Annotated in this window: 22 protein-coding genes; 10 read left to right on the plus strand and 12 right to left on the minus strand. The window is 62.9% G+C overall.

Annotated features, from left to right (window positions below; all coding sequences use genetic code 11):
• Positions 1-252: 252 nt before the first annotated feature.
• From NCR34_RS22735 to NCR34_RS22745, 3 genes are all read right to left on the minus strand, one after another.
• On the minus strand, positions 253-2,028 hold the full coding sequence (locus NCR34_RS22735) for a glycoside hydrolase family 15 protein (protein WP_250501083.1): 1,776 nt from the start codon (positions 2,026-2,028) through the stop codon (positions 253-255).
• The gene (locus NCR34_RS22740) at positions 2,025-3,026 is read right to left on the minus strand and encodes an SDR family oxidoreductase (RefSeq protein WP_248323518.1); all 1,002 of its coding nucleotides are present in this window, start codon (positions 3,024-3,026) and stop codon (positions 2,025-2,027) included. The genes NCR34_RS22735 and NCR34_RS22740 overlap by 4 nt, the downstream gene beginning before the upstream one ends.
• A gap of 155 nt (positions 3,027-3,181) precedes the next feature.
• Positions 3,182-3,598: a MarR family winged helix-turn-helix transcriptional regulator gene (locus NCR34_RS22745; RefSeq protein ID WP_175943997.1), complete on the minus strand. Its 417-nt coding sequence runs from the start codon at positions 3,596-3,598 to the stop codon at positions 3,182-3,184.
• Positions 3,599-4,061: 463 nt separating this feature from the next.
• Here NCR34_RS22745 and NCR34_RS22750 point away from each other — a divergent pair, with 463 nt between their 5' ends.
• The 5 genes from NCR34_RS22750 to NCR34_RS22770 are packed head-to-tail and all read left to right on the plus strand — an operon-like array spanning position 4,062 to position 10,079.
• Positions 4,062-4,604 (plus strand): DUF4396 domain-containing protein, encoded by a 543-nt coding sequence (locus NCR34_RS22750; RefSeq protein WP_250501084.1) that lies wholly within the window; start codon positions 4,062-4,064, stop codon positions 4,602-4,604.
• A 29-nt stretch (positions 4,605-4,633) separates the two neighbouring features.
• Positions 4,634-5,665, plus strand: a complete 1,032-nt coding sequence (gene coxB / locus NCR34_RS22755) for a cytochrome c oxidase subunit II (RefSeq protein ID WP_284506663.1) — start codon at positions 4,634-4,636, stop codon at positions 5,663-5,665.
• Between the two features lie 10 nt (positions 5,666-5,675).
• On the plus strand, positions 5,676-8,276 hold the full coding sequence (gene ctaD, locus NCR34_RS22760; RefSeq protein WP_248323515.1) for a cytochrome c oxidase subunit I: 2,601 nt from the start codon (positions 5,676-5,678) through the stop codon (positions 8,274-8,276).
• Positions 8,276-8,743 carry a hypothetical protein gene (locus tag NCR34_RS22765; RefSeq protein ID WP_175943486.1) on the plus strand — a complete coding sequence of 156 codons (468 nt, stop codon included), beginning with the start codon at positions 8,276-8,278 and terminating at the stop codon, positions 8,741-8,743. Before ctaD ends, NCR34_RS22765 begins: the two co-directional genes overlap by 1 nt.
• A 43-nt stretch (positions 8,744-8,786) precedes the next feature.
• Positions 8,787-10,079: a c-type cytochrome gene (locus NCR34_RS22770; RefSeq protein WP_371747494.1), complete on the plus strand. Its 1,293-nt coding sequence runs from the start codon at positions 8,787-8,789 to the stop codon at positions 10,077-10,079.
• A gap of 79 nt (positions 10,080-10,158) precedes the next feature.
• On the opposite strand, the gene NCR34_RS22775 is transcribed toward NCR34_RS22770, so the two are convergent.
• The 7 genes from NCR34_RS22775 to NCR34_RS22805 form a co-directional block, all read right to left on the minus strand.
• On the minus strand, positions 10,159-12,438 hold the full coding sequence (locus NCR34_RS22775; protein ID WP_250501085.1) for an FdhF/YdeP family oxidoreductase: 2,280 nt from the start codon (positions 12,436-12,438) through the stop codon (positions 10,159-10,161).
• 93 nt (positions 12,439-12,531) lie between these two features.
• On the minus strand, positions 12,532-13,029 hold the full coding sequence (locus NCR34_RS22780; RefSeq protein ID WP_250501086.1) for a DUF421 domain-containing protein: 498 nt from the start codon (positions 13,027-13,029) through the stop codon (positions 12,532-12,534).
• Complete coding sequence (locus NCR34_RS22785; RefSeq protein WP_250501087.1) at positions 13,030-14,685, minus strand: GMC family oxidoreductase; 1,656 nt, start codon at positions 14,683-14,685, stop codon at positions 13,030-13,032.
• Positions 14,675-15,322, minus strand: a complete 648-nt coding sequence (locus tag NCR34_RS22790; protein ID WP_250501088.1) for a gluconate 2-dehydrogenase subunit 3 family protein — start codon at positions 15,320-15,322, stop codon at positions 14,675-14,677. Before NCR34_RS22790 ends, NCR34_RS22785 begins: the two co-directional genes overlap by 11 nt.
• On the minus strand, positions 15,319-16,233 hold the full coding sequence (locus NCR34_RS22795) for a hypothetical protein (protein WP_250501089.1): 915 nt from the start codon (positions 16,231-16,233) through the stop codon (positions 15,319-15,321). Before NCR34_RS22795 ends, NCR34_RS22790 begins: the two co-directional genes overlap by 4 nt.
• 23 nt (positions 16,234-16,256) lie before the next feature.
• Positions 16,257-17,363, minus strand: a complete 1,107-nt coding sequence (locus NCR34_RS22800) for an enolase C-terminal domain-like protein (RefSeq protein WP_250501090.1) — start codon at positions 17,361-17,363, stop codon at positions 16,257-16,259.
• A 13-nt stretch (positions 17,364-17,376) separates the two neighbouring features.
• On the minus strand, positions 17,377-19,176 hold the full coding sequence (locus NCR34_RS22805) for a thiamine pyrophosphate-requiring protein (protein WP_248323507.1): 1,800 nt from the start codon (positions 19,174-19,176) through the stop codon (positions 17,377-17,379).
• A gap of 956 nt (positions 19,177-20,132) precedes the next feature.
• Between NCR34_RS22805 and NCR34_RS22810 the strand changes: the two genes are divergently transcribed.
• From NCR34_RS22810 to NCR34_RS22825, 4 genes are all read left to right on the plus strand, one after another.
• The gene (locus tag NCR34_RS22810) at positions 20,133-20,432 is read left to right on the plus strand and encodes a hypothetical protein (protein ID WP_250501091.1); all 300 of its coding nucleotides are present in this window, start codon (positions 20,133-20,135) and stop codon (positions 20,430-20,432) included.
• Positions 20,433-20,609: 177 nt separating this feature from the next.
• Entirely contained in the window at positions 20,610-22,349 is a 1,740-nt protein-coding gene (locus tag NCR34_RS22815; RefSeq protein ID WP_250501092.1) for a pyrroloquinoline quinone-dependent dehydrogenase, read from the plus strand.
• Positions 22,350-22,363: 14 nt separating this feature from the next.
• Positions 22,364-22,954 (plus strand): c-type cytochrome, encoded by a 591-nt coding sequence (locus NCR34_RS22820; RefSeq protein WP_250501204.1) that lies wholly within the window; start codon positions 22,364-22,366, stop codon positions 22,952-22,954.
• The gene (locus tag NCR34_RS22825; protein ID WP_502800123.1) at positions 22,954-23,607 is read left to right on the plus strand and encodes an ankyrin repeat domain-containing protein; all 654 of its coding nucleotides are present in this window, start codon (positions 22,954-22,956) and stop codon (positions 23,605-23,607) included. Before NCR34_RS22820 ends, NCR34_RS22825 begins: the two co-directional genes overlap by 1 nt.
• A gap of 9 nt (positions 23,608-23,616) precedes the next feature.
• On the opposite strand, the gene NCR34_RS22830 is transcribed toward NCR34_RS22825, so the two are convergent.
• Positions 23,617-24,741, minus strand: coding sequence for a VIT1/CCC1 transporter family protein (locus NCR34_RS22830; RefSeq protein ID WP_250501093.1), 1,125 nt, complete (start codon positions 24,739-24,741; stop codon positions 23,617-23,619).
• Positions 24,742-25,046: 305 nt separating this feature from the next.
• Here NCR34_RS22830 and NCR34_RS22835 point away from each other — a divergent pair, with 305 nt between their 5' ends.
• Positions 25,047-25,646 (plus strand): cytochrome b, encoded by a 600-nt coding sequence (locus NCR34_RS22835; RefSeq protein ID WP_250501094.1) that lies wholly within the window; start codon positions 25,047-25,049, stop codon positions 25,644-25,646.
• Positions 25,647-25,667: 21 nt separating this feature from the next.
• On the opposite strand, the gene NCR34_RS22840 is transcribed toward NCR34_RS22835, so the two are convergent.
• Positions 25,668-26,015, minus strand: coding sequence for a DMT family transporter (locus tag NCR34_RS22840; RefSeq protein WP_250501095.1), 348 nt, complete (start codon positions 26,013-26,015; stop codon positions 25,668-25,670).
• Positions 26,016-26,102 lie beyond the last annotated feature (87 nt).

Here is a 26,102-nt window from a genome sequence, read left to right on the forward strand (position 1 = left end):
TGCTCCCCTCTGTCCACGGACGGTGTTGGGTCACCGCAAGGAGACATTAGGGCATTGGAAAAACCGTCGTATCCCTAATAGTTTTGTATGTGTGTGTTTCCCCACAAAGGCCGCGCGCCGAATCGGTAACTTGAACCGGATGCCCATTCGGCAGGAGAATTACGGATGGCTAAGTAGTTTGCGGCGGCGCGGTGGCTGCAATCGTCGAAGGAATGTTCTGCACCGTGAGCGGTCCAAAACGGTGCGTCGCGATCAGCCGCCTCCACGCTGTATCGTCGGCCCGCACAGACCGAGTGCGGAGTTGATGACGGCGAGATGAGTGAGCGCCTGCGGAAAGTTGCCGGCGAGTTCGTGGCGCTCTGCGTTGTATTGCTCTGAAAGCAGCCCAAGGTCGTTTGCCACGGCAAGCACGCGCTCGAACTGTTGCCGGGCTTCTTCCGTGCGTCCCTGCATTTGCAGGCAGTCGGCCATCCAGCATGAACACGCTAGAAAGGTGCCTTCGTTGGGGCCGTCCGGCCGCTTCTTGCGGCGTCGGATGAGTCCGTTCTCGCTCAAGTCGCGGCGTATTCTTTCGATCGTCGATGCCATGCGCGGCTCATCGGCAGGCAGAAAGCCGACGAGCGGCATCAGAAGCAGGCTGGCGTCGAGTTCGTCGGCGCCGTAGTACTGCGTGAAGCTGCCCATGCCTTCGTTCCACCCCTCGCGACAAATCTCATCGCGCACCGTCTCCCGAAGCGAGGCAATGCGTTCGACGAGCGCGGCGCAAGCGGCGTCGCCCGACCGGTTGTTCACGAAGCGATCGAGCGCGACCCACACCATCACGCGTGAATAGGTGTAGTGGCGCGGCGTGGAGCGAGACTCCCAAATACCCGAGCCCGGCGTATTCCAGACCTGTTCCAGATGCTCGACGATGCGCGTCTCGACGAAGTTCTCGCTGCTCGCGGGCTTGAGCCCGCCGCGCCGGCTCACGTCGAGACAGTCGATGATCTCGCCGAGGACATCGACCTGATGCTGATGCGCCGCCGCATTGCCCACGCGCACGGGCAACGCATAGCGGTGGCCCGGCAGCCATTCCACGTTCCATTCGGACAGGTGACGCCCGCCGTCGACGCGATACATGATGCGGATATGCTCGGGCGACGCGCCGATTGAACGCAGCAGCCAGTCGCGCCATGCACTCGCTTCGTCGTTGAAACCCGCGTTCAGCAAGGCGACCATGGCGAAGCTCGTATCGCGCAGCCAGCCGTAACGGTAGTCCCAATTCATCCGTCCGCCCGGCGCCTCTGGCAGCGAGGTCGTGGGCGCGGCGACGATGGCGCCGGTGCGGCCGTGCGTGAGCGCCTTGAGCGTCAGCAGCGAGCGCCTGGCCGCTTCCGGCCAGTCCGTCCTGCCGTTATCGAAGCGGCCTATCCAGTCGCGCCAGAAGTGCTGCGTTCGTCGCAGCGCGGCTTGCGCCTCCACGGGCGGGGGCGGCGTCTCGTTTGGCGCGCCATAGCTCAACACGAAGGTGACGGATTCGCCGGCATGCACGGCGAACGACGCCTGCGCGCGACCTTTGTCCATAGAGAGCGCAATGTCCGCGCGCAGGAAAACGCCATCCGGGCCGATGCAAGACTGAATCGCGCCGTCGATCGGCTCGCTCCACGGACGCAGCGCGCCATAGTTGAAGCGTAAGCAGAGGCTCATGTCCATCTGCACGACGCCGCGCAGGCCCACGACCATGCGCACCACCGAACTCGATGCTTCGCCCACAGGCATGAAGTCGATCAGGCGAACCGCGCCGTCGCGCAGTTCGAAGTCGGTCTCCATGACGAGCGTGTTCTCCTGGTAGCGCCGCGCCTGACGTTCGATGTCGCCGGCAGGCGCAAGCGACCAGCATCCGTTGTCGGACGTGCCGAGCAGCGCGGCGAAGCACGCGTCGTCGTCGAAGCGTGGCCAGCATAGCCAGTCGATGGAGCCATCGCGGCTCAGGAGCGCCGCGGTCTGGCCGTCGCCCAGCAGCGCATAGTCTTCGATGGGCCGGCTCACCGCTGCCCGCCCCATCGTTTAGATAGAAGTCCGAACAAACCGATGGTGCCGATGCCTGCGAGCCCCCACAATAACGCGCGGTGGCGATCGGTGAACAATTCGACGCTGCGTTCCCGCGATTCGTCGCCGAAGCGCCCGTGCGCGCTGTAATCGCCGGGAACAGGCTCGAACAGATTGCTCGGCGCGTCATGCGGGAGCGGTTCGTCGGTAAGCTGCCCGCTATAACCGCTGCGCGCCAGATAGCGGTCGATCAGATTAGGCGCGATGCGATTCGCGAGGATTGCCTTGACGCTCGAGAAGCCCACCCAGACCTCGCGCCGGCGGTGAGTCGCGGCGAAGTAGATGGCGCGCGCGGCGACCTCGGGTTCGAAAATCGGCGCGACGGGTCGCGCGCGCTTCCCCATTTTGTTGAGCGCCCAGTCGAACTGAGGCGTGTTCAGAGCGGGCAGCGCGACCATCGTGAGATGGATCTTCAGCCGGTCATGGATGATCTCGGAGCGAAGCGAGTCCGTGAAGCCGCGAATGGCGAACTTCGCGCCGCAATACACGGATTGCAGCGGCACCGAGCGGTAGCCCAACGCGGAGCCTACATTCACGATCGTGCCGCGATTGCGCGTGCGCATGCGCGCGAGGGCGGCCATCATGCCGTGGACCTGCCCGAGATAAGTGACCTTCGTGCCGCGCTCGATCTCTTCTGCCGTGAGTTCGGAGACCGGCGCGAATGCGGTCGCCATCGCGACGTTCACCCAGACGTCGATCGGTCCCAGTGTCTCTTCGACATGCGATGCCGCGCGCTCAACCGCCTGCGCATCCGCTACATCCGTCGGAATGGGCAGCGCGCGCACGCCATAGGTCTCGCGGACTTGCGACGCCGCCCGCTCCAGCCGCTCGGCGTCGCGTGAGAGAAGGGCGACGTCGTAGCCTTGCCGCGCGAATTCATCCACGGTCGCGCGACCTACGCCGGCACCCGCGCCTGTGATGACGACTACCTTTGGCATTCGGTGCCTCCTCGTCGACGCATAGGGCGATGTCAGGAACAACGGTTGGAAGAACGACAGTCAAACGCCTCAGAGCAGCAGCCGTGCCAATAGGTCACGCGGTGCTGTTTTGTCGTGGGCTGAATCGCTCATGCGCAGACGACCCTATGGAAGCATCAAACACTGTTTGCCAGCCAGCCGAAGGTTTGCATCTCGGTGAGATGCATGGCAGCGAGCTTCAACAAGCATCGCTCGCCCTTGGGCGTTAAATGCACTTCCACCTGGCGCCGATCGCTTTCCCCCGGCTTTCGGACGACGAGTCCTGCGCGCTCGCACCGGCTTACCAGTGCGGCCGTGCCGTTGGGCGCGGCCTGAAGGCGTTCGGCCAGTTCGCCGACGCTCGCCCACGTCCGTCCCGGCATGCCGCGCACATGCAAAAGGAGTTGATACTGGAGAGGCGTGATGCCGGCCGCGTGAGTGATTTCTTCGGAGTAGCGAAGGAACTTGCGGAGCTGATAGCGGAAATTCGAAAGCGATTCGAGATCCGTCTTGCTCGGCAGACCCTTGGTCCCGCGGTTATTCGGTTGCTTCATTTTCTGCGCACGGATCTTCGGTTCAGTGGGTCGGTAAATGCATTGCTTTTCGGCCGGACGTGCCATTCATGGTAGCAGATGCATCCGGGCATGCTAGCGGCCTGAAGTCGCGCGGGGCGGCGCTCAGGAACAATTTGCAATCAGCAGGAAAAAAGCACAATGTGATAGAAATCGAAGCTCGATACCTTCTCTGGCGCATGGCGGATCGACCGGGGCGCGCGCGCGGAAGATGACCCGGAATGCGGCTTGCTTCGTGCAAGCCCCCAGATGAGTCCCTTTTCTCGATGACCTCTCAAAGGCGTGCGAGCGCGAGCAGGCCGACCGTGAACACCGCAGGAGAACCGAGATGCCGGCACACTGGTCGGTCGTCATGCCAACGGCATGGCTGGCGTTATCGGTGCTTTCCGCATGTGCAGTGGTAGTCGACATAGCAATGCTCGGACATCGGCAACCGATGGCGATCATGTCCGTGGTATGGCCGTTGACGATGCTGTACTGGGGCCCGATAGGCTTGGTTTTCTATTTCGCGTTCGGTCGCGCGACGCCCGGCGCAAAGCAGCGCGAAGCGCCGATGTGGCAAGCCACATTTCTGGGCGCGACGCATTGCGGTGCAGGTTGCGCGTTGGGAGATTTCATTGGGGAATGGCTCGCCTTTCTGCTTGCCTTCAGCATCGCGGGCTCGGAACTGATCGGGCGGCTCGCGCTGGCGTTCGTGCTGGCTTACCTGATCGGCGTGGCTTTCCAGTATTTCTCGATCGCGCCAATGCGAGGCTTTGGCTTTCGCGATGGCGTGATCGCGGCAGTCAAGGCGGACACGCTCTCTCTCGTCGCGTACGAGGTGGGCATGTTCGGCGTGATGATCGCTTTCGCGAAGCTTGCCACGCCGCTCGAGCCGACTGACTCGGCGTACTGGGTGCGCATGCAACTTGCGATGGTGGCGGGCTTCCTGACGACATACCCGGTCAACTACTGGCTCATCCGGCGAGGCATCAAGGAGAAGATGTGATCTGTGTGCGTCGGTTTTTCGTATCTATCTTGCGAACGGGGCTGGCGCTCGCGGTCTCGCTTCGTCAGATCACGGCATTTGCGAACGAGGCAGCGCCCGACACATCCGATTCACTCACGAGCGGACCGACGCCGCTTGCCTACTTCCTTCACAGCAAGGGACCTGCGGCGCATCCCGTCCTGCATCTCGATTGGGTGCTGACGGCGATATGCAGTCTTGTGTGCATCATCATCGCGGTGATGCTGCTGATTGCGACCTTCCGTCACCGCAAGAAAGAAGACCACCGTGCGCTCGGCAAGGGCGGCGGCCTGAGTTTTATCTATGTCGGCACGGCCATATCGACCGTGGCGTTGTTCGGCATCGCCATCTACATGCTGACGGTGCTGGCCGAGGTCGCCGATCCGCCCAAAACGCCGGCTCTCACCGTCACGGTCACCGCTTACGACTGGTGGTGGAAAGTGGACTACGGTCAGGGCCCGAGCGCCTTCACGACCGCGAACGAACTGCATATTCCGGTAGGCGTGCCGGTGCTCGTGCTGCTGAAGAGCGCAGACGTCATTCATGCGTTCTGGGTGCCGCAATTGTCCGGCAAGACGCAGACCATACCCGGCAACACCAACCGTCAGTGGATACAGGCGGACAAGCCCGGCATTTTCCGCGGCCAGTGCACGCAGTACTGCGGCGTGCAACATGCTCACATGGCATTCGAAGTCTATGCGCAGCCGCAAGCCGACTATGACCGATGGTACGCCGCGCAGCAGCGCACAGCAGCCGCGCCGGCCACGACGCAGGCCGTGCACGGCAGGAAGCTCTTCGAGGAACGCTGCGCGGGCTGCCACGCGGTACGCGGCAGCAATGCGGCCGGCGTGCAGGCGCCCGATCTCACGCATGTGCTGTCGCGCCGGCTATTGGCGGCGGGCACGGTCGTCAATACGCCGGAGAATCTGATGGACTGGATTCAGCACGCGCAGGAAATCAAGCCCGGCACGCTCATGCCCGACATGAAGCTTTCGCCCGTTGAATCAGGCGAGCTGTCGGCATACCTCGCTACTCTCAGGTAAGGACAAGACGATGGCCGTGACAGGGGATCGAAGCGCCGGGCACTCGCACCGCGTCGCGTTCAGACGCGAGCCGGAGTTCGGCAGCGTCCCGAAAGGATCGGAAGCCGAGAAGCGGCTGCTCGATCTATGGGAAGGCGAATCGGGATGGCGCGGCTTCATCACGACAGTCGATCACAAGAAGATCGGCCTGCGCTATATCGTGACCGCGTTCGTGTTTCTGCTGTTGGGCGGCGTCGAGGCGCTCATCATGCGCTTGCAACTCGCGCGGCCGAACGAGACGCTCGTCACGCCGGGACAGTTCGCCGAGCTGTTCACGATGCACGGCATCACGATGATCTTTCTCTACGCGCTGCCGGTGCTGAGCGGCTTCGCGAACTTTCTCTGGCCGTTGATGCTGGGCTCGCGCGACATGGCGTTCCCGCGTCTGAACGCGCTTTCGTATTGGGTCTTTCTCTTTGCCGGCATTTTTCTCTATTGCAGCTTTCCGCTCGGCGAAGCGCCTAATGCGGGCTGGTTCAACTATGTGCCGCTTTCGTCGCTCGAATACAGCCGTGGAATAAACATAGACGTCTATTCGCTCGGCATGGTGTTGCTCGGCATTTCCACAACGGTAGGCGCAGTGAATTTCGTTGTGACGCTGTTTCGCATGCGCGCGGTGGGCATGTCGGTGGACCGGCTGCCGATCATCGTATGGGGCACGCTGACCATTTCCTTCGCGAACCTCTTTGCCGTGCCGTCCGTGAGTCTCGCGTTCTTCCTGTTATGGATGGACCGCAACATCGGCACGCATTTCTTCGATGTCGCGAGCGACGGCAGGCCGCTGCTCTGGCAGCACCTTTTCTGGATGTTCGCGCATCCTTGGGTCTATGTCGTCGTGCTGCCCGCGATGGGCATCGTCTCGGATGCATTGCCCACGTTTTGTCGGCGTCCGCTCGTCGGTTACGCGGCAGTGGCCATGTCCACGGTCGCGACGATGATCATCGGATTCGAAGTCTGGATTCATCACATGTTCGCGACCGGCATTCCGCCGCTTGCGCTGGCCTTTTTCGGCGCAGCGAGCGTGCTCATTACGATTCCGAGCGCGGTCGCCGTCTTCGCGTGGATCGCGACGATCTGGACGGGGCGCCCCGTGTTCTCCACGCCGTTCCTCTATTTCGCGAGCTTCGTGCTGATGTTCGTGATCGGCGGCGTGTCGGGCGTGATGACCGCAGCGGTGCCGCTCGACTGGCAACTCACTGATACTTACTTCGTCGTCGCGCATCTTCATTACGTGCTGCTCGGCATCAACGTATTCCCGGTATTCGGCGGCATAACTTATTGGTTCCCGAAATTCACCGGGCGTCTGATGAGCGAGCGCTGGGGCAAGATCGCGTTCTGGATCATTCTCGTCGGCTTCAATGTCGGCTTCTTCCCGATGCATATTTCGGGGCTGCTCGGCATGCCGCGGCGCATTTATACGTATCCGGAAGGCATGGGATGGGACACCTCCAATCTCATTACGACGATCGGCTCTTTCATCTTCGCCATCGGCGTCGGCATCTTTCTGGTCAATGCACTCATTTCGGCGAAGCGAGGAAAGAAGGCGCCGCAGAATCCCTGGGATGCGCCGGGCCTGGAATGGTCGACTGACTCGCCGCCCGCGGCCTACAACTTCGCGGTGCTGCCGATTGTCGAGTCGCGGCATCCTATGTGGGAAGATCGCTTGCAACCCAAAGGGCGGCAGTCGAGCCTGAAGTCCGGTTATCTGCTGCATCAGGGACGCGAGGCGCTCGGCGTGCATCCGTTCAACGGCAAGCCCGACGCGATACTCAAGATGCCGGAGGACGCATGGTCGCCATTCCTGCTGGCTCTTTTCGCTGCGCTGTGTTTCGCGGCGCTGCTGCTTCGCTCGCCGTGGTTAACTGCTCTCATGGTCGCGGGTTGCGGTGCGACGCTGGTGGCATGGATGTGGCCGCGCCGCTCGCTCGGGCAACGCGAACCGCCGACGCCTGAAGAAACCATTCCGGCGCAGACCGCGAAGAAGAACGACGTGCTGCCTGTCGGAAGCACGGGCGAGCATTCGGGCGGATGGTGGGGTGTGATCGCACTGGTCGCCACCGAAGCGAGTCTCTTCGGCTATCTCATCTTCTGCTATTTCTATTCGCAGTCGCAAACCACGTTGCCGTGGCCGCCCGAGGGCATGCCGAAGATCGGCACCGGCGCGACGGCTACGGGCGTGCTCATCATGAGTAGCGTGCTGGCGTGGATGTCGGAGCGAACGCTCAAGAAGGGCAAGCGCTGGCCGGCATTCGCGTGGATGCTCGGCGCCATTGCGCTCGGCTGCGTGTTCTCCGGCATGCAGTTGAAGGAATGGCACGACCATCCTTACGGCATCACGGCGCATCTCTATGGCTCGCTGTATTTCACGATCACCGGCTTTCACATGGCGCACGTCATGGTCGGCATCGTGATTCTCGTGTTGCTCGCCGTGTGGATCGCGCTCGGCTATTTCGACGAGGAACGCAATGCACCGATGCGTATCGGCGGCTTGTACTGGCACTTCGTCGACGTGGTGTGGCTCTTCATCTTCACGTCGCTCTACGTGACGCCTTTCTGGATGCGGGGTCACTGATGCAAACGTCCGCGCTGCCCGAGCAGCATCTCACGAAAGAAGAAAAGCGACGTCTCGTCGTCTGCGCGTGCGCGGGCTTTTTCCTCTCGCCGGGCGCGTGGCTGCTGCAGGTGATGATCTCCGAGACCATCTCGGCGCAGGCCTGCTATGCCGAGTCGATTCGTCGGGCGGAGCCGGTTTTCAGGCACTTTCATGCGTGGCTGTACGGTACGTCGGCTGCGGCTGTGATCGTGTCGCTTGTCTGTGCAAGCATGGCGGTCTACGGCTTTCGCTTCTTGCAGAAGAAAGAGCAGCAGGCCAAAGCGAGCGCTTCTTCGTCGGATAAGCCTTCGCGCTTCGAAGAACAGCTGGCCCGCAAGCGCTTCATTGCGCTGTGCAGTGCGTTGATCGGCTGTCTCTTCGTCCTCGCGCTGGTCTTCACCATTCTGGCCGAAGTGTTCCTCGATTCCTGCAATCAATGGCATTGAAATGAACGCGACGAGTTTAAAAAACCACATCGCCGCTGCACTGATGCCAGTCGTGCTCGCCACCCTGGGCGCATGCAGTGGCCGGGCGAACGACAATCTTCCCGACAACGTCACGGCGCAGTCGCCGATGACCAGCTCGCCGCAATTGATCGCTCGCGGCGAATACCTCGCGAAAGCGGGCGATTGCAGCGCGTGTCACGACGCGGCCGATCACACGCCGCTTGCCGGTGGCATGCCGGTGAACTCACCGTTCGGCCCGATCTATGCGAGCAACATCACGCCGGACCCGACCTTGGGTATCGGACGCTATACGCTGAAGGAGTTCTCGGACGCGATTCGCTATGGAAAGCGCCGCGACGGCAAGCGGCTTTATCCGGCCATGCCGTATCCGTCGCTCGCCAACATGACGGATGACGACGTCACCGCGCTCTATGCGTATCTGATGCATGGCGTGAAGCCGAGCGCGAAGCGCGCGCCGGAAACGCATCTGCCTTTTCCGTTCAATCAGCGATGGGGCATGTTGTTCTGGAGCTGGGCATTCGGGAATCGCGACCAGTACGAGCCCGATCCGAAGCGCAGCGCGCAATGGAATCGCGGCGCGTACCTGGTGCAGGGATTGGGGCATTGCGGCGCGTGCCATACGCCGCGCGGTCCCGCTTACAACGAGCTCGGCTACAGTGAAAAGTCGCCGTGGTATCTCACGAGCGGCGTTAACGATCACTGGCTTGCACCTAACCTTACCGGCGATCCGGGCAGCGGACTAGGACGCTGGACTGCGCAGGACATCGTCGATTTTCTGCGTACCGGTCACGGCGCAGGCGCGATTGCTTTCGGGGCCATGGCGCCGGTCATCGGGGACAGCACGCAGTACATGACCGATGCCGACCTGCATGCGATCGCCACTTATCTCAAGTCACTGCCTCCTCAGCAGACCTACGGCAGTTACGCCAACAACGAGCACGCGAAGGTGCAGACGGCGCGCAGCATTCAGACTGGCGAAGTCGAGCGTCCCGGCGCGGGCGTCTATCTGTCGTTCTGCGCGCGCTGTCATCAGGCGGACGGCAAGGGTCAGCCTGGCAAGGTGGCCGCGCTGGCCGGCAACCCGCTCGTGCTGGCAGAAGATCCGACATCGGTCATGCGCATCGTGATCGAGGGCAGCAAGAGCCCGGAGACGGACACAGGGCCTGCGCCGCAGAAGATGCCGGGCTTTCATGGCCAACTGACGAGCGCTCAAATCGCTCAGGTCGTCAGCTTCGTTCGTGGCACATGGGGCAATCATGCGGCGCCGGTCTCGGACCGCGAAGTGGAGCGCCTTCGCTCGAAGATCCATCAATGAGAAGCGGCCCGCGTGCGCAGTAACGCACGCGGGCCGGCAGCGGGTCGCTCAGATGAGCGACGCGTGAATCAAACGGGATTCAAACAATGCGCACCGGAATCGACTTCGCGCCCGGCACCTTGCTCTCTTCAGCGTAATGCCATAGCGGCAGCAATACATTGCACTCCGGGTAATAGCCGCCGATGCAGCCTTCGGGAATCGCATACGCCTTGATTTTCAGCCCCGACAGCCGGCGGTCGATGCCGTCGTCTGCAATGGTCTGCAAGGTGATTTCCTGGCCTTCCTTCAGATGATGCTTGGCGATGTCGGCCTCGTTCATCAGGATAACCATGCGGGAATCCTTCACGCCTCGGAACCGGTCGTCGAGGTTATAGATAGTCGTGTTGAACTGGCTGTCGCTGCGCAAGGTCATGAGCCGCAATGCTTCCGGCGCCTTCTCGGGCATGTCGGGGTCCTCGACGAGCGAGTTCGGCGTCATGAATTCCGCTTTGCCCGATTTCGTTTGCCAGACCCGTTCGCAAGCGGGCAGCGGCCGATGAAAGCCGCCCGGCTCCCACATGCGCTCGTTGAAGTCATGGAACGTCTCGGGATACGTCGTCGCAATCTCGTTTCGGACGAGCGAATAGTCGTCGCTCCACGCATCCCAGTCGACTGTCGAACGGGAGCCGAGCGTCGCCTTCGCGATGCCCGCGACGATGAATTGCTCCGCGCGCGCCTTCTCGCTTGCCGGTTCGGTCACGCCTTTCGAGCCGTGCATGCAGCCCGTGCTGTCTTCCATCGAGACCGCCTGTTCGCCCAGTCGCGTGCGATGAAACTCGATACGACTCAGGCACGGCAGCACGTACGATATCTCGCCATGCACGAGGTGACTGCGATTGAGCTTCGTGGCCACGTTGATCGTGAGGCGAAGGCTCGACCATGCGGGCTCCGTCTGCAACCGGTCCGGCACCGAACGCACCAGATTGCCGCCGAGATTGAAGACCGCCTTCACTTTGCCTTTCACCATCGCCTCGAATGCTTCGACAGTATTCATGCCTTTCTTTCGCGGCGGCTCGAACGAGAACTGCTTCGCGAGCTGATCGAGCGGCGCGAGTTCCGGCTTTTCCGTGATGCCGACTGTGCGCTGACCCTGCACGTTGGAATGGCCGCGTATCGGCGAAGGCCCGGCACCCGGCTTGCCGACGTTGCCGCGCAGAAAGAGGAGGTTGCAGAGCATGCGCACGTTCTGCACGCCGAGCCTGTGCTGCGTGAGGCCCATGCCGTAGTGCGCCATCACGGCCTTGGCTTTCATGTACTCATTGGCCGCTTCGAGCAGCGCCGAGCGCGGCAGTCCGCTGATTCGTTCGATCTCGCTCCATTCGGTCTGACGCGCGCAGGCCGCGAACTCTTCGAAGCCGGTCGTGTGTTCCTCGATGAACGCGACATCGATCATGCGTTCCGTGCCTTGGGCCTGTGCGCGGTCGTCGGCCTCGATCACCGCCTTGCAAATACCGAGGATGGCAGCCGTATCGCCGCCGGTCTTCAACTGATGATATTGAGTGCTGATCTGCGTTTCCTTGGGCGTCAGCATCTCCACGGGCGACTGAGGATTTGCAAAGGAGACGAGACCCGGCTCGCGAAGCGGATTGAACGTGATGATCGGCACGCCGCGTTTGCGCGCGTCCTGCAACTGGTGCAGCATGCGCGGGCTATTCGTGCCGACGTTCTGGCCGAAGAAGAACATGAGATCCGTCTTCTCGAAGTCTTCGAGCGTGATGGTCCCGACGCCGACACCGATCGCTTCCTTCAGACCGACGCTCGAACTTTCATGACACATGTTCGAGCTGTCCGGCAGATTGTTGCAGCCGTACATGCGCGCGAAAAGCTGGTACATGTATGCGGTTTCGAGCGAGGCGCGCCCTGACGCGTAGAAGACGACGGTCTCCGGGTCCAGCGCGTTCAGCTCCTTGCCGATCTCGTCGAACGCCTGCTGCCAGGTGACTTCCACGTACTTGTCCGTGGCTGCGTCGTAGCGCATGGGCGCGGTCAATCGTCCTGCTTCTTCGAGATCGTGATCGTGCCAGTTGAGCAATTGCTTAACGGTGTGCAGTTCGAAGAACTCGGGCGTCATTCGCTTGGCGGTCGTATCCCAGGCAGTCGCCTTCGCGCCGCTTTCGCAGAATTCGAACGTATGCGGATCCGCGGGCTTCGCCCACGAGCAGCTCACGCACATGAAGCCGTCGGGCTTGTTCTGCTTGAGCAGGATGGCGCTGTCCTTGATCGGCACTTTCTCCTGCATGAGGATCGTGGCGACTGCTTTCATCGATCCCCACCCGCCAGAAGCGAAAGGATACGATGGGTTCTTGGCTTCTTTGCTCATCTGCGCGCTCCTGGGGGACCAATATCACGTCGTGACATAAGCAAGCGTCGTTCCGCATCGCGGTCCGCGCAAGCCGTTCGCATTCGTCGTCAATTACTTCGTTTTCTGCTTCGACACGCTGATTTTTCCGCTGGGTTCGAGCGTGATCTTCTGCACGTCTTTCACGTCGTCGACGCCGTTCTCGCTCAGCGCCTCGTTGATGTCATTCTCGGACACGCCGTATCGCATGAGTGCTTTTTCGCATGGCTTGCCCTGAGAGAACAACGTAATGGGACTGCCCTCCGCAATGAACGTCCACAGCCGGTAGCGCGAGGCAAGATGCGCGACCACCCAGTGCGCCGCGATCATGAACGCCGTTGCGACCAGCGTGCCGGTGAGCGGCGCGTTTCCGGTGACCGCCCGGCTCAAGTTCGACCCGACGATGATCGCCACCACGATGTCGAGAGCCGCCCATCGTCCGAAGATTCTGCGCCCGGCGACTCGCACGAGAAACAATCCCCAGCAAAATACGATCGCCGCCCGGGCGCATTCCTGAAGCACCGTGACGTGTCCCTGCGTGCCGAAGATGTCCTTGAGCAGATCCATTGTCATCTACAGTTCGCCGCGTCCCGCAAGCGCCTCGATCCGGTCGGCGGTGCGCATGGCGATGGCCTGTATCGTCAGAGAAGGGTTCACGCCGCCCACTGTCGGAAACACCGAGCCGTCGCATATCCAGAGATTGTCGATGTCCCAGCTTCGGCAGTCCGCGTTGACGACGCTCGTCGCGGGATCGTCGCCCATGCGCGCGGTGCCGTTCAGATGGCACGTGTCGTCGGTTTCGCGCCAGACATCGCGCGCGCCGGCCGCTTCGAGCGCGACACTCATGAAGTCGAGCGAATGCGCGACGAGGCGCTTGTCGTTATCGCACAGCGAATAGGTCACGCGCGCGACCGGCAGGCCGTACTGGTCTTTCTCATCGGCGAGCGTCACGCGGTTGCGCTCTTGCGGCATGGTCTCGCCGACGATCTTCAACCCCGCCTGATGGTTGTACTTCTGCATTTCGTCGAGCAACTGTTGACCCCACAGGCCGCGCCCGTTTTGCACGGACGCCCACGCTACGGGCAACGGGCCCTGACTCATGTAGCAATAGCCGCCGAAGAAGTCCTTGCCCTTGTCCTCGTAATTCCAGTGCTCGGTGAGCGCAAGCGAGGGCGGGCCCTTGTACCAGCGCACTTCTTCTTCCATCGTTCCCCAGACGGCCTGATTCATCTGCACCATCAGGTTCTTGCCGACGAGGCCGGAACTGTTCGCGAGGCCATCGGGATAGCGGTCCGTAGCGGACATCAAGAGCAGGCGCGGCGTTTCGATCGCATAGCCCGCCACCACGACATGGCGCGCGCGCTGGAACTGCCATTGCCCTTCGCGCATGTATTCGACGCCGGTCGCGCGTCCGTCGTCGCCCATCACGATACGCCCGACCATCGCGAGGTCGCGAATCTCCGCGCCTGCGCGCACGGCCCGCGGTATCCACGTGACGAGCGCGCTCTGCTTCGCGTTGGTCGCGCAACCCGACACGCAGAAGCCGCGATACACGCACGGATGCGCTTCGCCGCGCGGCGCCGAGACGGTGGCGAGCGGCGTGGGCGACCAGTCGATGCCGAGCGCCTCGCAGCCGCGCGCGAGCACGAGCGCGGCGGCGTTCAGTTCGTGCGGCCGATACGGATAACGCGGACGTTTCGGTCCCCACGGATAGTTCACCGGTCCCGCGATCTTCAGCGCGTCTTCCACCTGCGCGTAGTAGTGCCACATCTCGCGCCAGTCCACTGGCCAGTCTGCGCCGTAGCCGAGCAGCGTGCGCGACTTGAACCACTCCGGCCGAAAGCGCAGCGAGACCATGGCGAAGTGGACGGTGCTGCCGCCCACTGCTTTTCCGCTGTTGTTGTTGCCGAGCTTGAGCGGGTTTTCGCCGTCGCAGATGCGGTCGTCGGTCCAGAAGAGCTTGCCCTGATGCGTCTCGTCGGATGCGAACTCTTCGAGCGGACGCCACCACGCGCCGGCATCGAACGCAACGACCTTGAAGCCTTTCTCCGCGAGACGACACGCGAGCGTGCCGCCGCCCGCGCCGGTGCCGACGATCGCGAAATCGACCGCTTCGTCTTGCGGATACTCGCGCATCGGGATCCATGCGCCGGGGTGGAATACGTCGGGCGCGCGCCCGTTCTTGCCGCGCGGAAAGTGCTCGGCGTCCTTCGGCGATTCAGCGGACACGGGCGTTCTCCTTGCGTGCATCGTGTTCGTGGCCGGGCTTTGCTTCAGCGGCTTCCCACGGATCGCGCCGGTTGGCGACCATCCGCACGTAGCCGCGAGGATTGGCCGGGCCGCCGAAGCCGATCTCGCTCCATGCGTGCGGATGCGCGTAGTACATGCCGCAGATGTCGTGCAGCACGCGCTCCGCGAAGAAGACAGCGGGCGGCATGCCCTGCCACTCGGGGCGGTCGAGCTTGCCGTGCTGCATGTCGTGGATCAGCGCGCGCCGCGCGTTATCGTCGATGCTCGCGAACGGCAGTTCATGGCGCGCGCGGCTTTCGGCATCGAGCGCATGAAGGCCGATGCGCCAGGCATCGCGCATCGGCGGCAGGCGCGCGTCGCGATAGCCGTCGCCGGTGTTCTCGGCAAGGCGCGCATCGACGAGCGAAGCCACCGGCACGGCCGGCCGCTCACGGTCCTGCGGCACGATGCACGCGCACAACGCACAGAGCGCGCGCCATTCGACGGCATCGAAAAACATCGGGCCTTGCGGCGTGGCGAGCCGCTTGTCGATGACCTGGCGCGTCACGTCGTCCCACGAGGGCGTGTCGCGCTTGTTCATCACGTCGTAGGCGGGATAGCGGGGCAGCGTGGTCATTTTTCGGTCTCCCGCAGGCGAAGCGCGGCGAGCCCCGCGAGCGCGAGCGCGGAGAAACTCGGCGGCGCGGGCAGCGGCGGCCCGTTGAACAGGTTCTGGCTCCAGTTGCGCCAGCCGCCGCGATTGCGCGCGACGCCGCGTGCATGAAAGCCGACGCCGATGAAGCCGAGCGCCGTAGTGATGCGCAGCCACAGCCGCGTGAGCGGGCGTTCGCGCGGCGCGGCCAGCGCGGTATTGAGAAGCAGGGCGGAGGCGACCGGCGGAATGACGATCGGCGCATACATGACCGGGTTCTGGAACGAGCCGCGAAAATGCAGCAGCGCGACTTCGCCCAGCGTGCCGACGAGCCCCGCGCTCGTGACGAGCGCGAGCGCCTGTCCGGCCGGCATGCCGAAAAGGCGCGGCTCGTGCGCGGGTTCGTCGCGCAATCGTTCGGACACCGCGCCGAGCGCGCCCGAAAGCAGCAGCGCCGTGGGCGCGCCGATGGGCGCGGCATAGAAGAGGTTGTGCCAGCTCCATCCGCCGGGACGCTTCGTGATGTTGTACAGATGGAACCCGGTCCCCGCGATGCCCGCGAGCGCCGCGCCGATATAAACCGAATCGCGCACGGGATGCCGTGCCGCCTCGCGGTCCGATCCACCGTGCAGGCCGGCAAGCAGCGAGAGCGTCGAGACGACGAGCGGCGTGTACATGGCCGGGTTGTCGAAGGAGCCGCGATAGTGCTCCATCGCGCTGTCAGCGAGAACCGAGAGCGCGAGCAGCGCCGAGCTATGGTTGAACGTGCGCGCCGTGTCGATGTGCGTCTGCTTTTTCGAGCGATGCGCTTCGCGCGTGCCGAGCCGCGCGACGGCAAGTCCCGCCGCCGCGACGCCGCAGCCGATGGCGATGTCGATCATTCTGGTTTGCGTCATGTTGAAGTCGAATGCCGTTCGTTCTAAACCGCATACCGGTGCGCGTCCGCATGCCTGAAATCGAGCCCGCAACCCGGCCGCGACCAGTCCGGCGCAATGGCGCCTTCGTGGGCGCGCGGGGCGCCGTCGAACAGCATCGACTCGATGCGAACGTGATCGTGAAACCATTCCTGATGCCGCAAGCGCGGCGCGGCGCAGGCCGCGTGCAGATGCAGCGCGGGCGCGCAATGCGCGGATAGCGGCACATGAAAGGCATCGCATAGCGCGGCCACGCGCAAGAAGCCTGTGACGCCGCCGCAGCGCGTGAGATCGGCTTGCAGCACATCGACGGCTTGATGCGCGAGCAGCGCGCGGAAGTCGTCGAGCGTGTAGCCGTATTCGCCCGCAGCCAGCTCCATGTGCGCGGGAAGCGCGTCTCTCAGCAACGCGAGGCCCGTGATATCGTCCGACGACACCGGCTCTTCGAACCATTCCACGCCGTATTGCGCGAACTGCTCGGCATAGAAGAGCGCCTGCTTGCGATCGAATGCGCCGTTCGCATCGACGAACAGGCCCGCTGCATCCCCGATGGCTTCTCGTGCCACCGTCACGCGATGCGGATCGCGCGAGGGCTCGGTGCCGATCTTGATCTTGACCCAGCGGCATCCGTCTTCGTGCACCCAGCCGCCGAGTTGCGCGCGAATCTCATCGTCCGTGTAGGTCGTGAATCCGCCGCTGCCGTAGATCGGAACGCGATCGCGCATGGCCCCGAGCAAACGCGCGAGCGGCATGTCGAGCAGGCGCGCCTTCACATCCCAAAGCGCGCAGTCCAGCGCGGAGATGGCGCTGGCCGCGAGCCCCGAACGCCCGATGTTGCGCACCCGCTGCTGCATGCGCAGCCAGAGCGCGTCGATATTCCACGCGTCTTCGCCGATGAGCGTCGGCGCGAGCGTCGCTTCGACGAGCTTCGCCGCGCTCGCATCGTTATACGTGTAGCCGATGCCCGTCTTGCCCGCAGCGCTGACCTCGGCGACGACGAGCGTCGTCGAGTTCCACGCATAGGTGCCGTCTGCTTCGGGACGATCGGTCGGGATCGTATAGGCGCGTGCTCGAACCGCTTCGATCGGCGCTTCGCGTTTGGTGAGATGCATGGCGCGGCCTCGTCTACTCGTCCTTGTGCCCCGGCAGCACCGCGCCCAACACCTGCTTCGCCGTATCGACGATGATGCTGCGTTCGTTCGGATCGCCTTCGAAGAGCGTCGTCGCGAATGCCTTCGCCTGTTGCAGCGTGATGTGCGGCGGCAGCGGCGCGATGTTGGGGTCCGCCTTCACTTCGATCACGACAGGCCGGTCCGATGCCAGCGCGTCGTCCCACACGGCGGCCATGCGCTCGGCGTCGTCCACATAAAAGCCGCGCAAGCCGATCAACTCCGCGAAGCGGTGATACGGCACGGACGGAATGTTCTGTGACGCCTCGAACTTCGGATCGCCGTTCATCACGCGTTGCTCCCACGTGACCTGATTCAGGTCTTCGTTGTTGAGCACCATGCAGATCCAGCGCGGATCGGACCACTGTTTCCAGTACTTCGCGACCGTGATGAGCTCGGCCATGTTGTTCATCTGCATGGCGCCGTCGCCGACGAGCGCGATCACGGGCCGCTCCGGATGCGCGAACTTCGCCGCGATCGCATACGGCACCGCCGCGCCCATCGAAGCGAGGCCGCCGGACAGCGAGCACATCATGCCGCGCTTGACCTTCAGATCACGCGCGTACCAGTTTGCACAGGACCCCGAATCACTTGTGACGATGGCGTTGGCCGGCACGCGCGGCGACAGTTCCCACACCGTGCGCTGCGGATTCACGCCTGTCGTAGCCGGCTCCAGCGCGCGCTTTTCGAGCTTCTTCCACCAATCGGCCATCCAGCCTTCGATGCCTTCGCGCCAGGCGCGATCCGTCTTGTGTTGCAGCATCGGCAAGAGCGCGCGCAGCGTTTCGGCGCTATCGCCGACGAGGTTCACTTCCATCGGATAGCGGATGGAGAGCATGTCCGCCTTCAGGTCGATCTGCACGCCGCGCGCCGCGCCTTCCTTCGGCAGGAACTCCGAGTAAGGAAAGCCCGAGCCGATCATGAGCAGCGTGTCGCATTCGGTCATCATCTTGTAGCTCGGCTCCGTGCCGAGCAGACCGATGGAGCCGGTCACGAACGGCAGATCGTCGGGCAGCGCGGCCTTGCCGAGCAGCGCCTTCGCGACGCCCGCGCCGAGCTTTTCGGCGACGGCGATCACTTCGTCGGTGGCTTGCAGCGCGCCTGCGCCGACAAGGATCGCGACTTTCTTGCCCGCGTTGAGGACGTCGGCGGCGCGTTGCAGATCGTCGGCGTAGGGCACCGTCTTCGGCGCGCGATAGCCGACGCCCGAATGCACGGTGCCGTGCTTGCGGCCAGGCGGTTCGTAGTCGAGGTCTTGCAGATCGTTCGGCAGAATGAGCGCCGTCACCCTGCGCTCGCCGAGCGCGGTGCGAATCGCGCGATCGACGAGATGGCGAATCTGCGAAGGCACGCTCGCCTGCTGCACGAAGGCACCCGCGACGTCCTTGAACATCGCGGACAAATCGAGCTCTTGCTGATAGTGACCGCCGAGCGAAGCGCGCGCCTGTTGTCCGCAAATGGCGAGCACCGGCATGTGATCCATGCGGGCATCGTAGAGACCGGTGAGCAGGTGCGAGGCGCCCGGTCCTGAAGTCGCGATGCACACGCCGAGTTCGCCCGTGAACTTCGCGTGCGCGGAGGCCATGAAGGCGGCCATTTCCTCGTGGCGCGCCTGAATGAATTCGATCTTTCCGTTGGCGCGGTTCAGCGCGCCGAATACGCCGTTGATGCCGTCGCCGGGATAGCCGTAAATGCGGCGCACGCCCCAGGCGTAGAGGCGGTCGACAAGGAAGTCACCCACCGTCGGGCTCGTCATTTGATTCTCCGGGAAAAGGATGCGATCGGTGTCACCTTACGTCGAGATTCGCCGGTGCGATGACGCGGTGACAGGGTTGGTGTCTAGTTGGACGCAACGAACGTGCCGTTGGCGCGTGGGGCGTTTGCATGGCGGCTTCTGTTCCGGATGGGACTACCGAGCGCGACGCACGGACGAGCAGTGCGCGCGAGGATTCATCCGTTTGTGCGTTGACAGACGAGGCGCGATTCTCACACCCGCGACGACGGAAGCGCGCCGCTGTACGCTTTTTCAAAACGTTGAAAATTCGTCACGTCGTGACATATTCGGCATGGCGGGGTGATCTGTGAGGGACGCCACCGGGTGAATGCACTGAAAGACATTTGACGGGAGAGAGCGCATTCAAACGTAATTTGAAGCGTGCAGATATTCGCTCGACGCCCGGCATGAATGGGCGTGAGCGATGAAGTGTGGTGAAGGGCTTTAGTCGAAGCGGGCGACGATCCGCATGAAGCGACTAAGGATCGCAAGCGTGAAGGCATACGCGTTCAAGAACGATCGTTCTAAAACGCAGCGACGCATTGGCCGCTCATGGCGGTGACGCATCATGGAACTTACTGCCGCTTCGCTGCCTCCTTCTTGAGTTTCTTCGCTTCCTTCTTCTCCTTCGGCGTTTTGGTGGCGGCTTTCTTCTGCGCCTTCTTCGCATCCTGTGTTTTGCTCATGATGTCCTCGCGGTGTGGAGTATTCGATCAGTGTACGACGCGATGCGCTCGCGCATTGGGACGAGCAACGAGCCGCGATGCCCTTTCGTCAGACACGACCCGCACGCGCGGCGCCGTCCCGCGAGTCGGGGAAACACCATGCTCGCCCGGCCGCCGATGATGCATACTTGACTCGGCCGACGGCGACGCTGCGACCGTTACGCACTGCATCGGCAAGTAAAAGCGTGCCCCGACTCACTCTGGGAGACTGCAATGAAACCGCTCTCGTTGAAGGCGTGTCTATGCGCGCTCGCGCTGGGCCTCTTCGGGTCTGTGTACGCGGCAGGAACCGGCGATGCAGCGTCTGGCGTCGATACGGGCAAGGCGAGCGGTCGCGTCAGCGGGCAAGGATCAGCAGGCGGCATGCAGCCCGCCACGCCTGGCGGCACCACCGACACTTCAGCAGGCAACGCGCGTCCGGCCGCGCAAGGCTCGGCAGGCGGCATGCAGCCCGTGACACCGGGCACCAGTAAAGGCACCGGTGACGGAAAAGCCAAAGCGGGAACCGAATAGCCAGTCTTTTAGAGCGATCTCCGCAAAGAGCGCCACCGCGCTTTGCGCATCATCGCGTTCTGGAAGTAGCTCGTTAAATTGCCTATGCTTTCTCCGGGTTCCGGGCGATTCACGAGGCCGCTCACGGCCGACACGCCCGACCCACACGCGAAGAACGAAAACGAATAGGGAGACGTCATGACAGGCTATTCCCGCGTTTTGCTTGGTTCGATAGCAGTCTGTATCGGCGCTTGGGGAACATCGACAGCGCTTACGGCCCGCGCCGCCGACGAGATCCAGAACACCAACACGACGGAATCCGCGCCCGTTCCTGCTTCGTTACGACCCATATCGCAAGCACAGCTCGATGCCGCAGCGAACGACAGCGCGTCGTGGCTGCATTCGAACGGATCGTATTCCGAAACGCGCTATGCGCCGGCCAGTCAGATCAATCGCTCCAATGTCGCGAAACTGCGGCCCGCGTTCATCTTCCAGACTGCCGTCATGGAGTCGATGGAAACGGCGCCGATCGTGTCCAACGGCGTCATGTTCCTGACGACGTCGTATAACCACGTCTATGCCATCGACGCCGTCACAGGCAAAGAGTTCTGGCATTACAAGCACAAGATGGGGCCGGTGACGACCTTCTGCTGCGGGCCGAATAACCGCGGGGTCGCCATATCGGGCGACCGGTTGTATATGGGCACGCTCGACGCCAAGCTCGTCGCGCTCGACGCGAAGACGGGCAATCTCGTCTGGTCGTCGCAGATCGCGGACCCGGAGGACGGCTACTCGGAAACGATGGCGCCCGTCGTGGTGGACAGCAAGGTGCTGATCGGCACGAACGGCGGCGAGTACGGCATACGCGGCTTCGTGAAAGCATTCGACGCGAATTCCGGTCAATTGCTTTGGACGTTCTACACGATTCCGGATTCCGGCAGCGAGGGCGTCTGGGCCGAGAACGACGCGGTCGGCCGCAACATGAAGCGCGATATCGAAGCGGAGAAGAAGACGCTCGCGGACAAGGGCCGGGATTTCGAAAAGACGCTCGGCGGCGGCGTGTGGATGGCGCCAGCGGTCGACCGCGCGACGCGCACCGTTTACTTCGTCGTGGGCAATCCTTCGCCGGACCTCTATGGCGCGATTCGTCCCGGCGACAATCTCTATACCGATTCGCTCGTCGCCATCGATCTCGATACGGGCAAGTACAAGTGGCACTACCAGTACATTGCGCATGACGTATGGGATCTGGATGCGGTCAGTCCGCCCATTCTCATCGACGTGAAGGACAAGAACGGGCAGATGGTGCCCGCCATCATTCATGGCGGCAAGACAGGCTTCGTGTACGTGCATGATCGCCGCGACGGACACATCATCCGCATTTCCGAAGCGATGATCCCGCAAGAGGGCGTATGGACGCTGCCGACGCCGACCGGCGCGCGCATGTTGCCCGGCGCGAACGGCGGCGTCGAATGGTCGCCCATGGCGTTCAATCCCCGGACGCGCATGGCTTACGCGGCGAACCTGCATCAGCCGATGACGTATCAGGTCGAAGACGCAGCGTATCCGGGCGGCAAGCTGTGGCTCGGCGGCGCGTTCAAGACCATCCCGGGCGAGCAGCAATGGGGCAGGCTCGTCGCGGTGAATGTCGATACAGGCAAGATAGCGTGGGGCTACAAGACGGATCAGCCATTGATCGGCGGCGTGCTCGCGACCGCGGGCGGCCTCGTGTTCAACGGCGAGGGCAATGGTCTCTTCCGCGCGTTCGACGCCTCGACGGGCCGCAAGCTGTGGGAGTTCCAGTGCGGCGCGGGCGTCAACGCGCCGGCGGTGTCGTACATGGTGAATGGCAAGCAATACATCGCGGTCGCGGCGGGCGGCAATACGCAACTCGACTTCAAGCGCGGCAACAGTCTGCTCGTGTTTGCGTTGCCTTGAGCGCGTTGCCGATGATGATGCTTCCGAGGATGCGCAAGACCGCCGCGATCGCCGCGTGCGTGGCGCTTTCGCTGCCCTGTCTCGCGCATGCCGATGCGCAGGCGGGCGCAGCGAAAGCCGCCGTGTGCGCGGCATGTCATGGTCAGAACGGCAATTCGACGAGCGGCGACTATCCGTCGCTCGCGGGGCAGTCGTCGCGTTATATCTTCCTGCAACTGCGTGACTTCAAGGCGGGCCGCCGCAGCGACCCGCGCATGTCGCCGATGGCGGCGAATCTTTCATCGGAAGACATGCATGATCTCGCCGACTACTTCGCCGCGCAGACGCTCGCGCCGACCGACTTCAAGGCGGACCCGGTGAAAGTGGAAGCAGGCAAGAAGAAGTCCGACGAAGTGCTCTGCACCATGTGTCATCTCGGCGGCTTCAAAGGGCAGAACGAGATACCGCGCGTGGGCGGCCAGCAGTATGCGTATATCGTGAAGCAGTTGCAGGACTTCCGCGAAAAGAAGCGCACGAACGATGCAGGCAACATGACGAGCGTGACCAAGAACCTGACCGACGCGGATATCGAGAATCTCGCGAACTACGTCGCCAATCTGCAATGATGCTGCGATTCACAGGCACCTTTCTTCTGGCGTGCGCGGCACTCGCGGTCATGCCGCAAGCGCGCGCTGACACCGACGCATACGCGCTCAACGAACGGCTGCTCATCGCGACGCGCAATGGCGATGCGCAGGCCGTCGCGCAGATGCTCGATCAGGGCGCGAATGTCAACTCACGCAATCGCATCGGCGACACGCCGCTTATCAGCGCGTGCAAACGAGGCATGACGCCGCTTGCGCGCATGCTGATTGAGCGCGGCGCGAACGTGAATCAGGCCGACGTGCAAGGCATTACGCCGATGATGGCCGTCGCGTTCGACGGCAACGATGAAATCGCGGCGCTGCTCATCGCGCATCACGCCGATACGGCAGCGACCGATCGCGTCGGCAAGACCGCAATGGAATATGCCGCGGGGCGCGGACAAACGGCGATCGTGCAACGTCTGCTCGATGCGGGTGTCGATGTCAACGCCGCGTATCACAACCATCTGACCGCGCTCATGTGGGCAGCGGGCTACGATCAGGCGGCCACCGCATCGATGCTGCTCGCGCGCGGCGCGAATCGCGATCTGCGCGATGATCGCGGCAAGACGGCCCTCGATATCGCGGAAGAGACGCGTTCGGTGCACGTGTCCGCGTTGCTCAGGGCGCAGTGAGGACAGGTTTCAGGAGACCGAGACCCCGAGCAGATGCCCGACGCCGGATGTGAAAGCAGCGGCGGCAAGTCCGATCACAATCTGACGCGCGGCGGAGAAGACCGTGCCGCGGCCATTGAAGAGCGATGTGAACATGCCGATGGCCGCGAGCGCCAGTATGCTCAGTGCGATGCATTGAACGATCGCAGGCCGTCCCGAGGACCACAGGAACGGCATCGCGGGAAACACGGCTCCCGCCGAGAACAGGCAGAACGATACGGCGGCCGCGGACCACGGGTTGCCGCCGAGTTCGGCCGGGTCGAGGCCGAGTTCTTCGCGCGTGAGCGCATCGAGCGCCTTGTCTTTGTCGCGCATGATCTGTGACGCGACGCGGCTTGCTTCCTCGCCATCCAGACCCTTTGCCCGATAGATCATGCGAAGCTCGTGCTCTTCGGCTTCCGGCGTATGTTCGAGTTCGTCCGCTTCGCGTTGAATCTGTGTCCTGGCGAGTTCACGCGCGTTCGTGACCGACAGCCACTCGCCGAGCGCCATCGAACACGCGCCCGCGATGATGCCCGCCAGCGCAGTCAACAGAATGGCCCGGTTGGGCGCGCTCGCGCCGGCCACGCCCATGATGAGGCAGAAGTTGGACACGAGACCGTCGTTGGCGCCGAGCACCGCTGCGCGCAGATCGTTGCCCGATGAGACGCCCCGGTGCCACGACTCCGCATCGGCGATTTCAGCGCCTTTCGTCGCGGCTTGTTTGCCCTCATTGGCCAGCGACTGCACGACGTTCGCGTGACGGTGCTCGTCGGCCGACATCGTTGCCGTATCGGGATTGCCCGCGTATTTGTTCCGGTCGGCAAACTCGGATGCAGCAAGCGTCGGGAGCACGAAGCGCGCGCCGAACACATGAACCAGTCCCTTCATCAGCGCGGTTTTCAGCGCCGGTCCTGTGCGAGCGCGTTCGTGGTTCGCTCGCAGCTTGTCCGCCCAGACTTGGGCGTGCTGCTTCTCCGATGCCGCGAGTTCCGCGAAAATACGCTTGCGGTCGGCTCGCGCTTCGACGCGCGCGAGCGTCTCGTAGAGTGCCGCGCTGTGCAGTTCATCGGCAAGATTCGCGCGATATCGCTTCAATTCTTGTTTTGATGCCATAACGGTGGGCCTGCGGATCAGAAGCACAACTGTATCGCCAGCGCGCAATGCGAGCGCGAAAAGCCCTCGAGCGCGCGGTGACCACGAATGCCAATGGTTTGCATTCGTGCATGCGCGGCACGCCGTTAAGCGAGCCTTAAGCAGCGGCGTAACAGACTTTGGGGCTCGTCAAAGAATCGCGGAAACCTTCCGGCTATTCTGCTATCTTCCGATGTCGAGCGCTTGACTGCCTCGCGAACTCCCTAGTCGCGCCTTGTTCACGAATGTTGAACAACCGGAGCGGCTCCCTTTCCGGACATTGCACCATGCAACGCAAGCAACCATCAAATCCCGCCATGACGGCGACGCGCATCGCGGCCGGCGACGACAGAACCTCGTACGACCGCGTGTCCATCACGCTGCACTGGCTGACCGCCGTTCTCGTGCTGGCTCAGTTCATTCTGTCTCAGGTGTGGGGTTTCACGCCCCGGCCGACACGGCATCTTCTGATCGTGGCGCACATGTCCCTCGGCATCACGTTGTCGGCGGTGATCATTGCGCGCATTCTGTGGCGCGTGTCGCCCGGGCATCAGGCGCCCGTCGCCTCGTCCGGATGGGCAGAGCTTGCGGCCAAGGGCGTGCACTATCTGCTGTATGCATTACTCGTTTCAGAAGCCGTGCTGGGCTTCGTGTTGAGATGGTCGGGCGACGAGTCGATGAGCTTCTTCGGCCTCCTGATTCCGCCGCCGTTCGCACCGTTCAGCAAGGCGGCGCATCACAACATCGGTGAAGCGCACGAGTTCATCGGCTGGGCGATCATCGTGCTCGCGGCGGCGCATGCGGCCGCTGCGCTGTTCCATCACTGGGTCGTGCGCGATGCCGTATTGACGCGCATGCTGCCGGGGCTTAAGCGGCGTGACCTCTGAGCTAATCCAGATAGCCAACGCTCAATGCACGCTCGCCTTCGAAAACACATTGATGATGACGACGCCCACTACGATGAGCGCAAGACCGAGAAAGGCGGGCGCATCCAGCTTGTGATGGAACACGAAGATGCTGATGCACGAAATGAGCACGATGCCTAGCCCGCTCCAGATGGCGTAAGCCAGTCCGACGGGAATCGTCTTCAGCACGATAGAGAGAAAATAGAACGCGCCCAGATAAAGACAAGCCATTGCGAACGTCGGGGCGAGCTTCGTGAACTGTTCGGACCGCTGCAGGCAAGTCGTTGCGCCGATCTCGAGCAGTATCGCTACGAATAATGCGCCATAGGCCGACGCCTTTTCATGGGTCATGAGTTGCTCAGGGCTTCGTCGTCGAATGCAAGCTGCTGGCGAATCGAATCGCCAGCAGCACTCCTTGTTTTAGTCCGCAGTCGAACT

It is taken from the genome of Caballeronia sp. GAWG1-5s-s (assembly GCF_023631445.1).
In the GTDB taxonomy this organism is placed as follows: Bacteria; Pseudomonadota; Gammaproteobacteria; order Burkholderiales; family Burkholderiaceae; genus Caballeronia.

Bases quoted from the DNA above. Each gene is read 5' to 3' on its own strand.
- NCR34_RS22740 (WP_248323518.1), bottom strand. From the start codon at position 3,026: ATGCCAAAGGTAGTCGTCATCACAGGCGCGGGTGCCGGCGTAGGTCGC.
- NCR34_RS22745 (WP_175943997.1), bottom strand. From the start codon at position 3,598: ATGAAGCAACCGAATAACCGCGGGACCAAGGGTCTGCCGAGCAAGACG.
- NCR34_RS22750 (WP_250501084.1), top strand. From the start codon at position 4,062: ATGTCCGTGGTATGGCCGTTGACGATGCTGTACTGGGGCCCGATAGGC.
- ctaD (WP_248323515.1), top strand. From the start codon at position 5,676: ATGGCCGTGACAGGGGATCGAAGCGCCGGGCACTCGCACCGCGTCGCG.
- NCR34_RS22765 (WP_175943486.1), top strand. From the start codon at position 8,276: ATGCAAACGTCCGCGCTGCCCGAGCAGCATCTCACGAAAGAAGAAAAG.
- NCR34_RS22770 (WP_371747494.1), top strand. From the start codon at position 8,787: ATGCCAGTCGTGCTCGCCACCCTGGGCGCATGCAGTGGCCGGGCGAAC.
- NCR34_RS22775 (WP_250501085.1), bottom strand. From the start codon at position 12,438: ATGAGCAAAGAAGCCAAGAACCCATCGTATCCTTTCGCTTCTGGCGGG.
- NCR34_RS22780 (WP_250501086.1), bottom strand. From the start codon at position 13,029: ATGACAATGGATCTGCTCAAGGACATCTTCGGCACGCAGGGACACGTC.
- NCR34_RS22790 (WP_250501088.1), bottom strand. From the start codon at position 15,322: ATGACCACGCTGCCCCGCTATCCCGCCTACGACGTGATGAACAAGCGC.
- NCR34_RS22795 (WP_250501089.1), bottom strand. From the start codon at position 16,233: ATGACGCAAACCAGAATGATCGACATCGCCATCGGCTGCGGCGTCGCG.
- NCR34_RS22800 (WP_250501090.1), bottom strand. From the start codon at position 17,363: ATGCATCTCACCAAACGCGAAGCGCCGATCGAAGCGGTTCGAGCACGC.
- NCR34_RS22805 (WP_248323507.1), bottom strand. From the start codon at position 19,176: ATGACGAGCCCGACGGTGGGTGACTTCCTTGTCGACCGCCTCTACGCC.
- NCR34_RS22810 (WP_250501091.1), top strand. From the start codon at position 20,133: ATGAAACCGCTCTCGTTGAAGGCGTGTCTATGCGCGCTCGCGCTGGGC.
- NCR34_RS22815 (WP_250501092.1), top strand. From the start codon at position 20,610: ATGACAGGCTATTCCCGCGTTTTGCTTGGTTCGATAGCAGTCTGTATC.
- NCR34_RS22820 (WP_250501204.1), top strand. From the start codon at position 22,364: ATGATGCTTCCGAGGATGCGCAAGACCGCCGCGATCGCCGCGTGCGTG.
- NCR34_RS22825 (WP_502800123.1), top strand. From the start codon at position 22,954: ATGCTGCGATTCACAGGCACCTTTCTTCTGGCGTGCGCGGCACTCGCG.
- NCR34_RS22830 (WP_250501093.1), bottom strand. From the start codon at position 24,741: ATGGCATCAAAACAAGAATTGAAGCGATATCGCGCGAATCTTGCCGAT.
- NCR34_RS22835 (WP_250501094.1), top strand. From the start codon at position 25,047: ATGCAACGCAAGCAACCATCAAATCCCGCCATGACGGCGACGCGCATC.
- NCR34_RS22840 (WP_250501095.1), bottom strand. From the start codon at position 26,015: ATGACCCATGAAAAGGCGTCGGCCTATGGCGCATTATTCGTAGCGATA.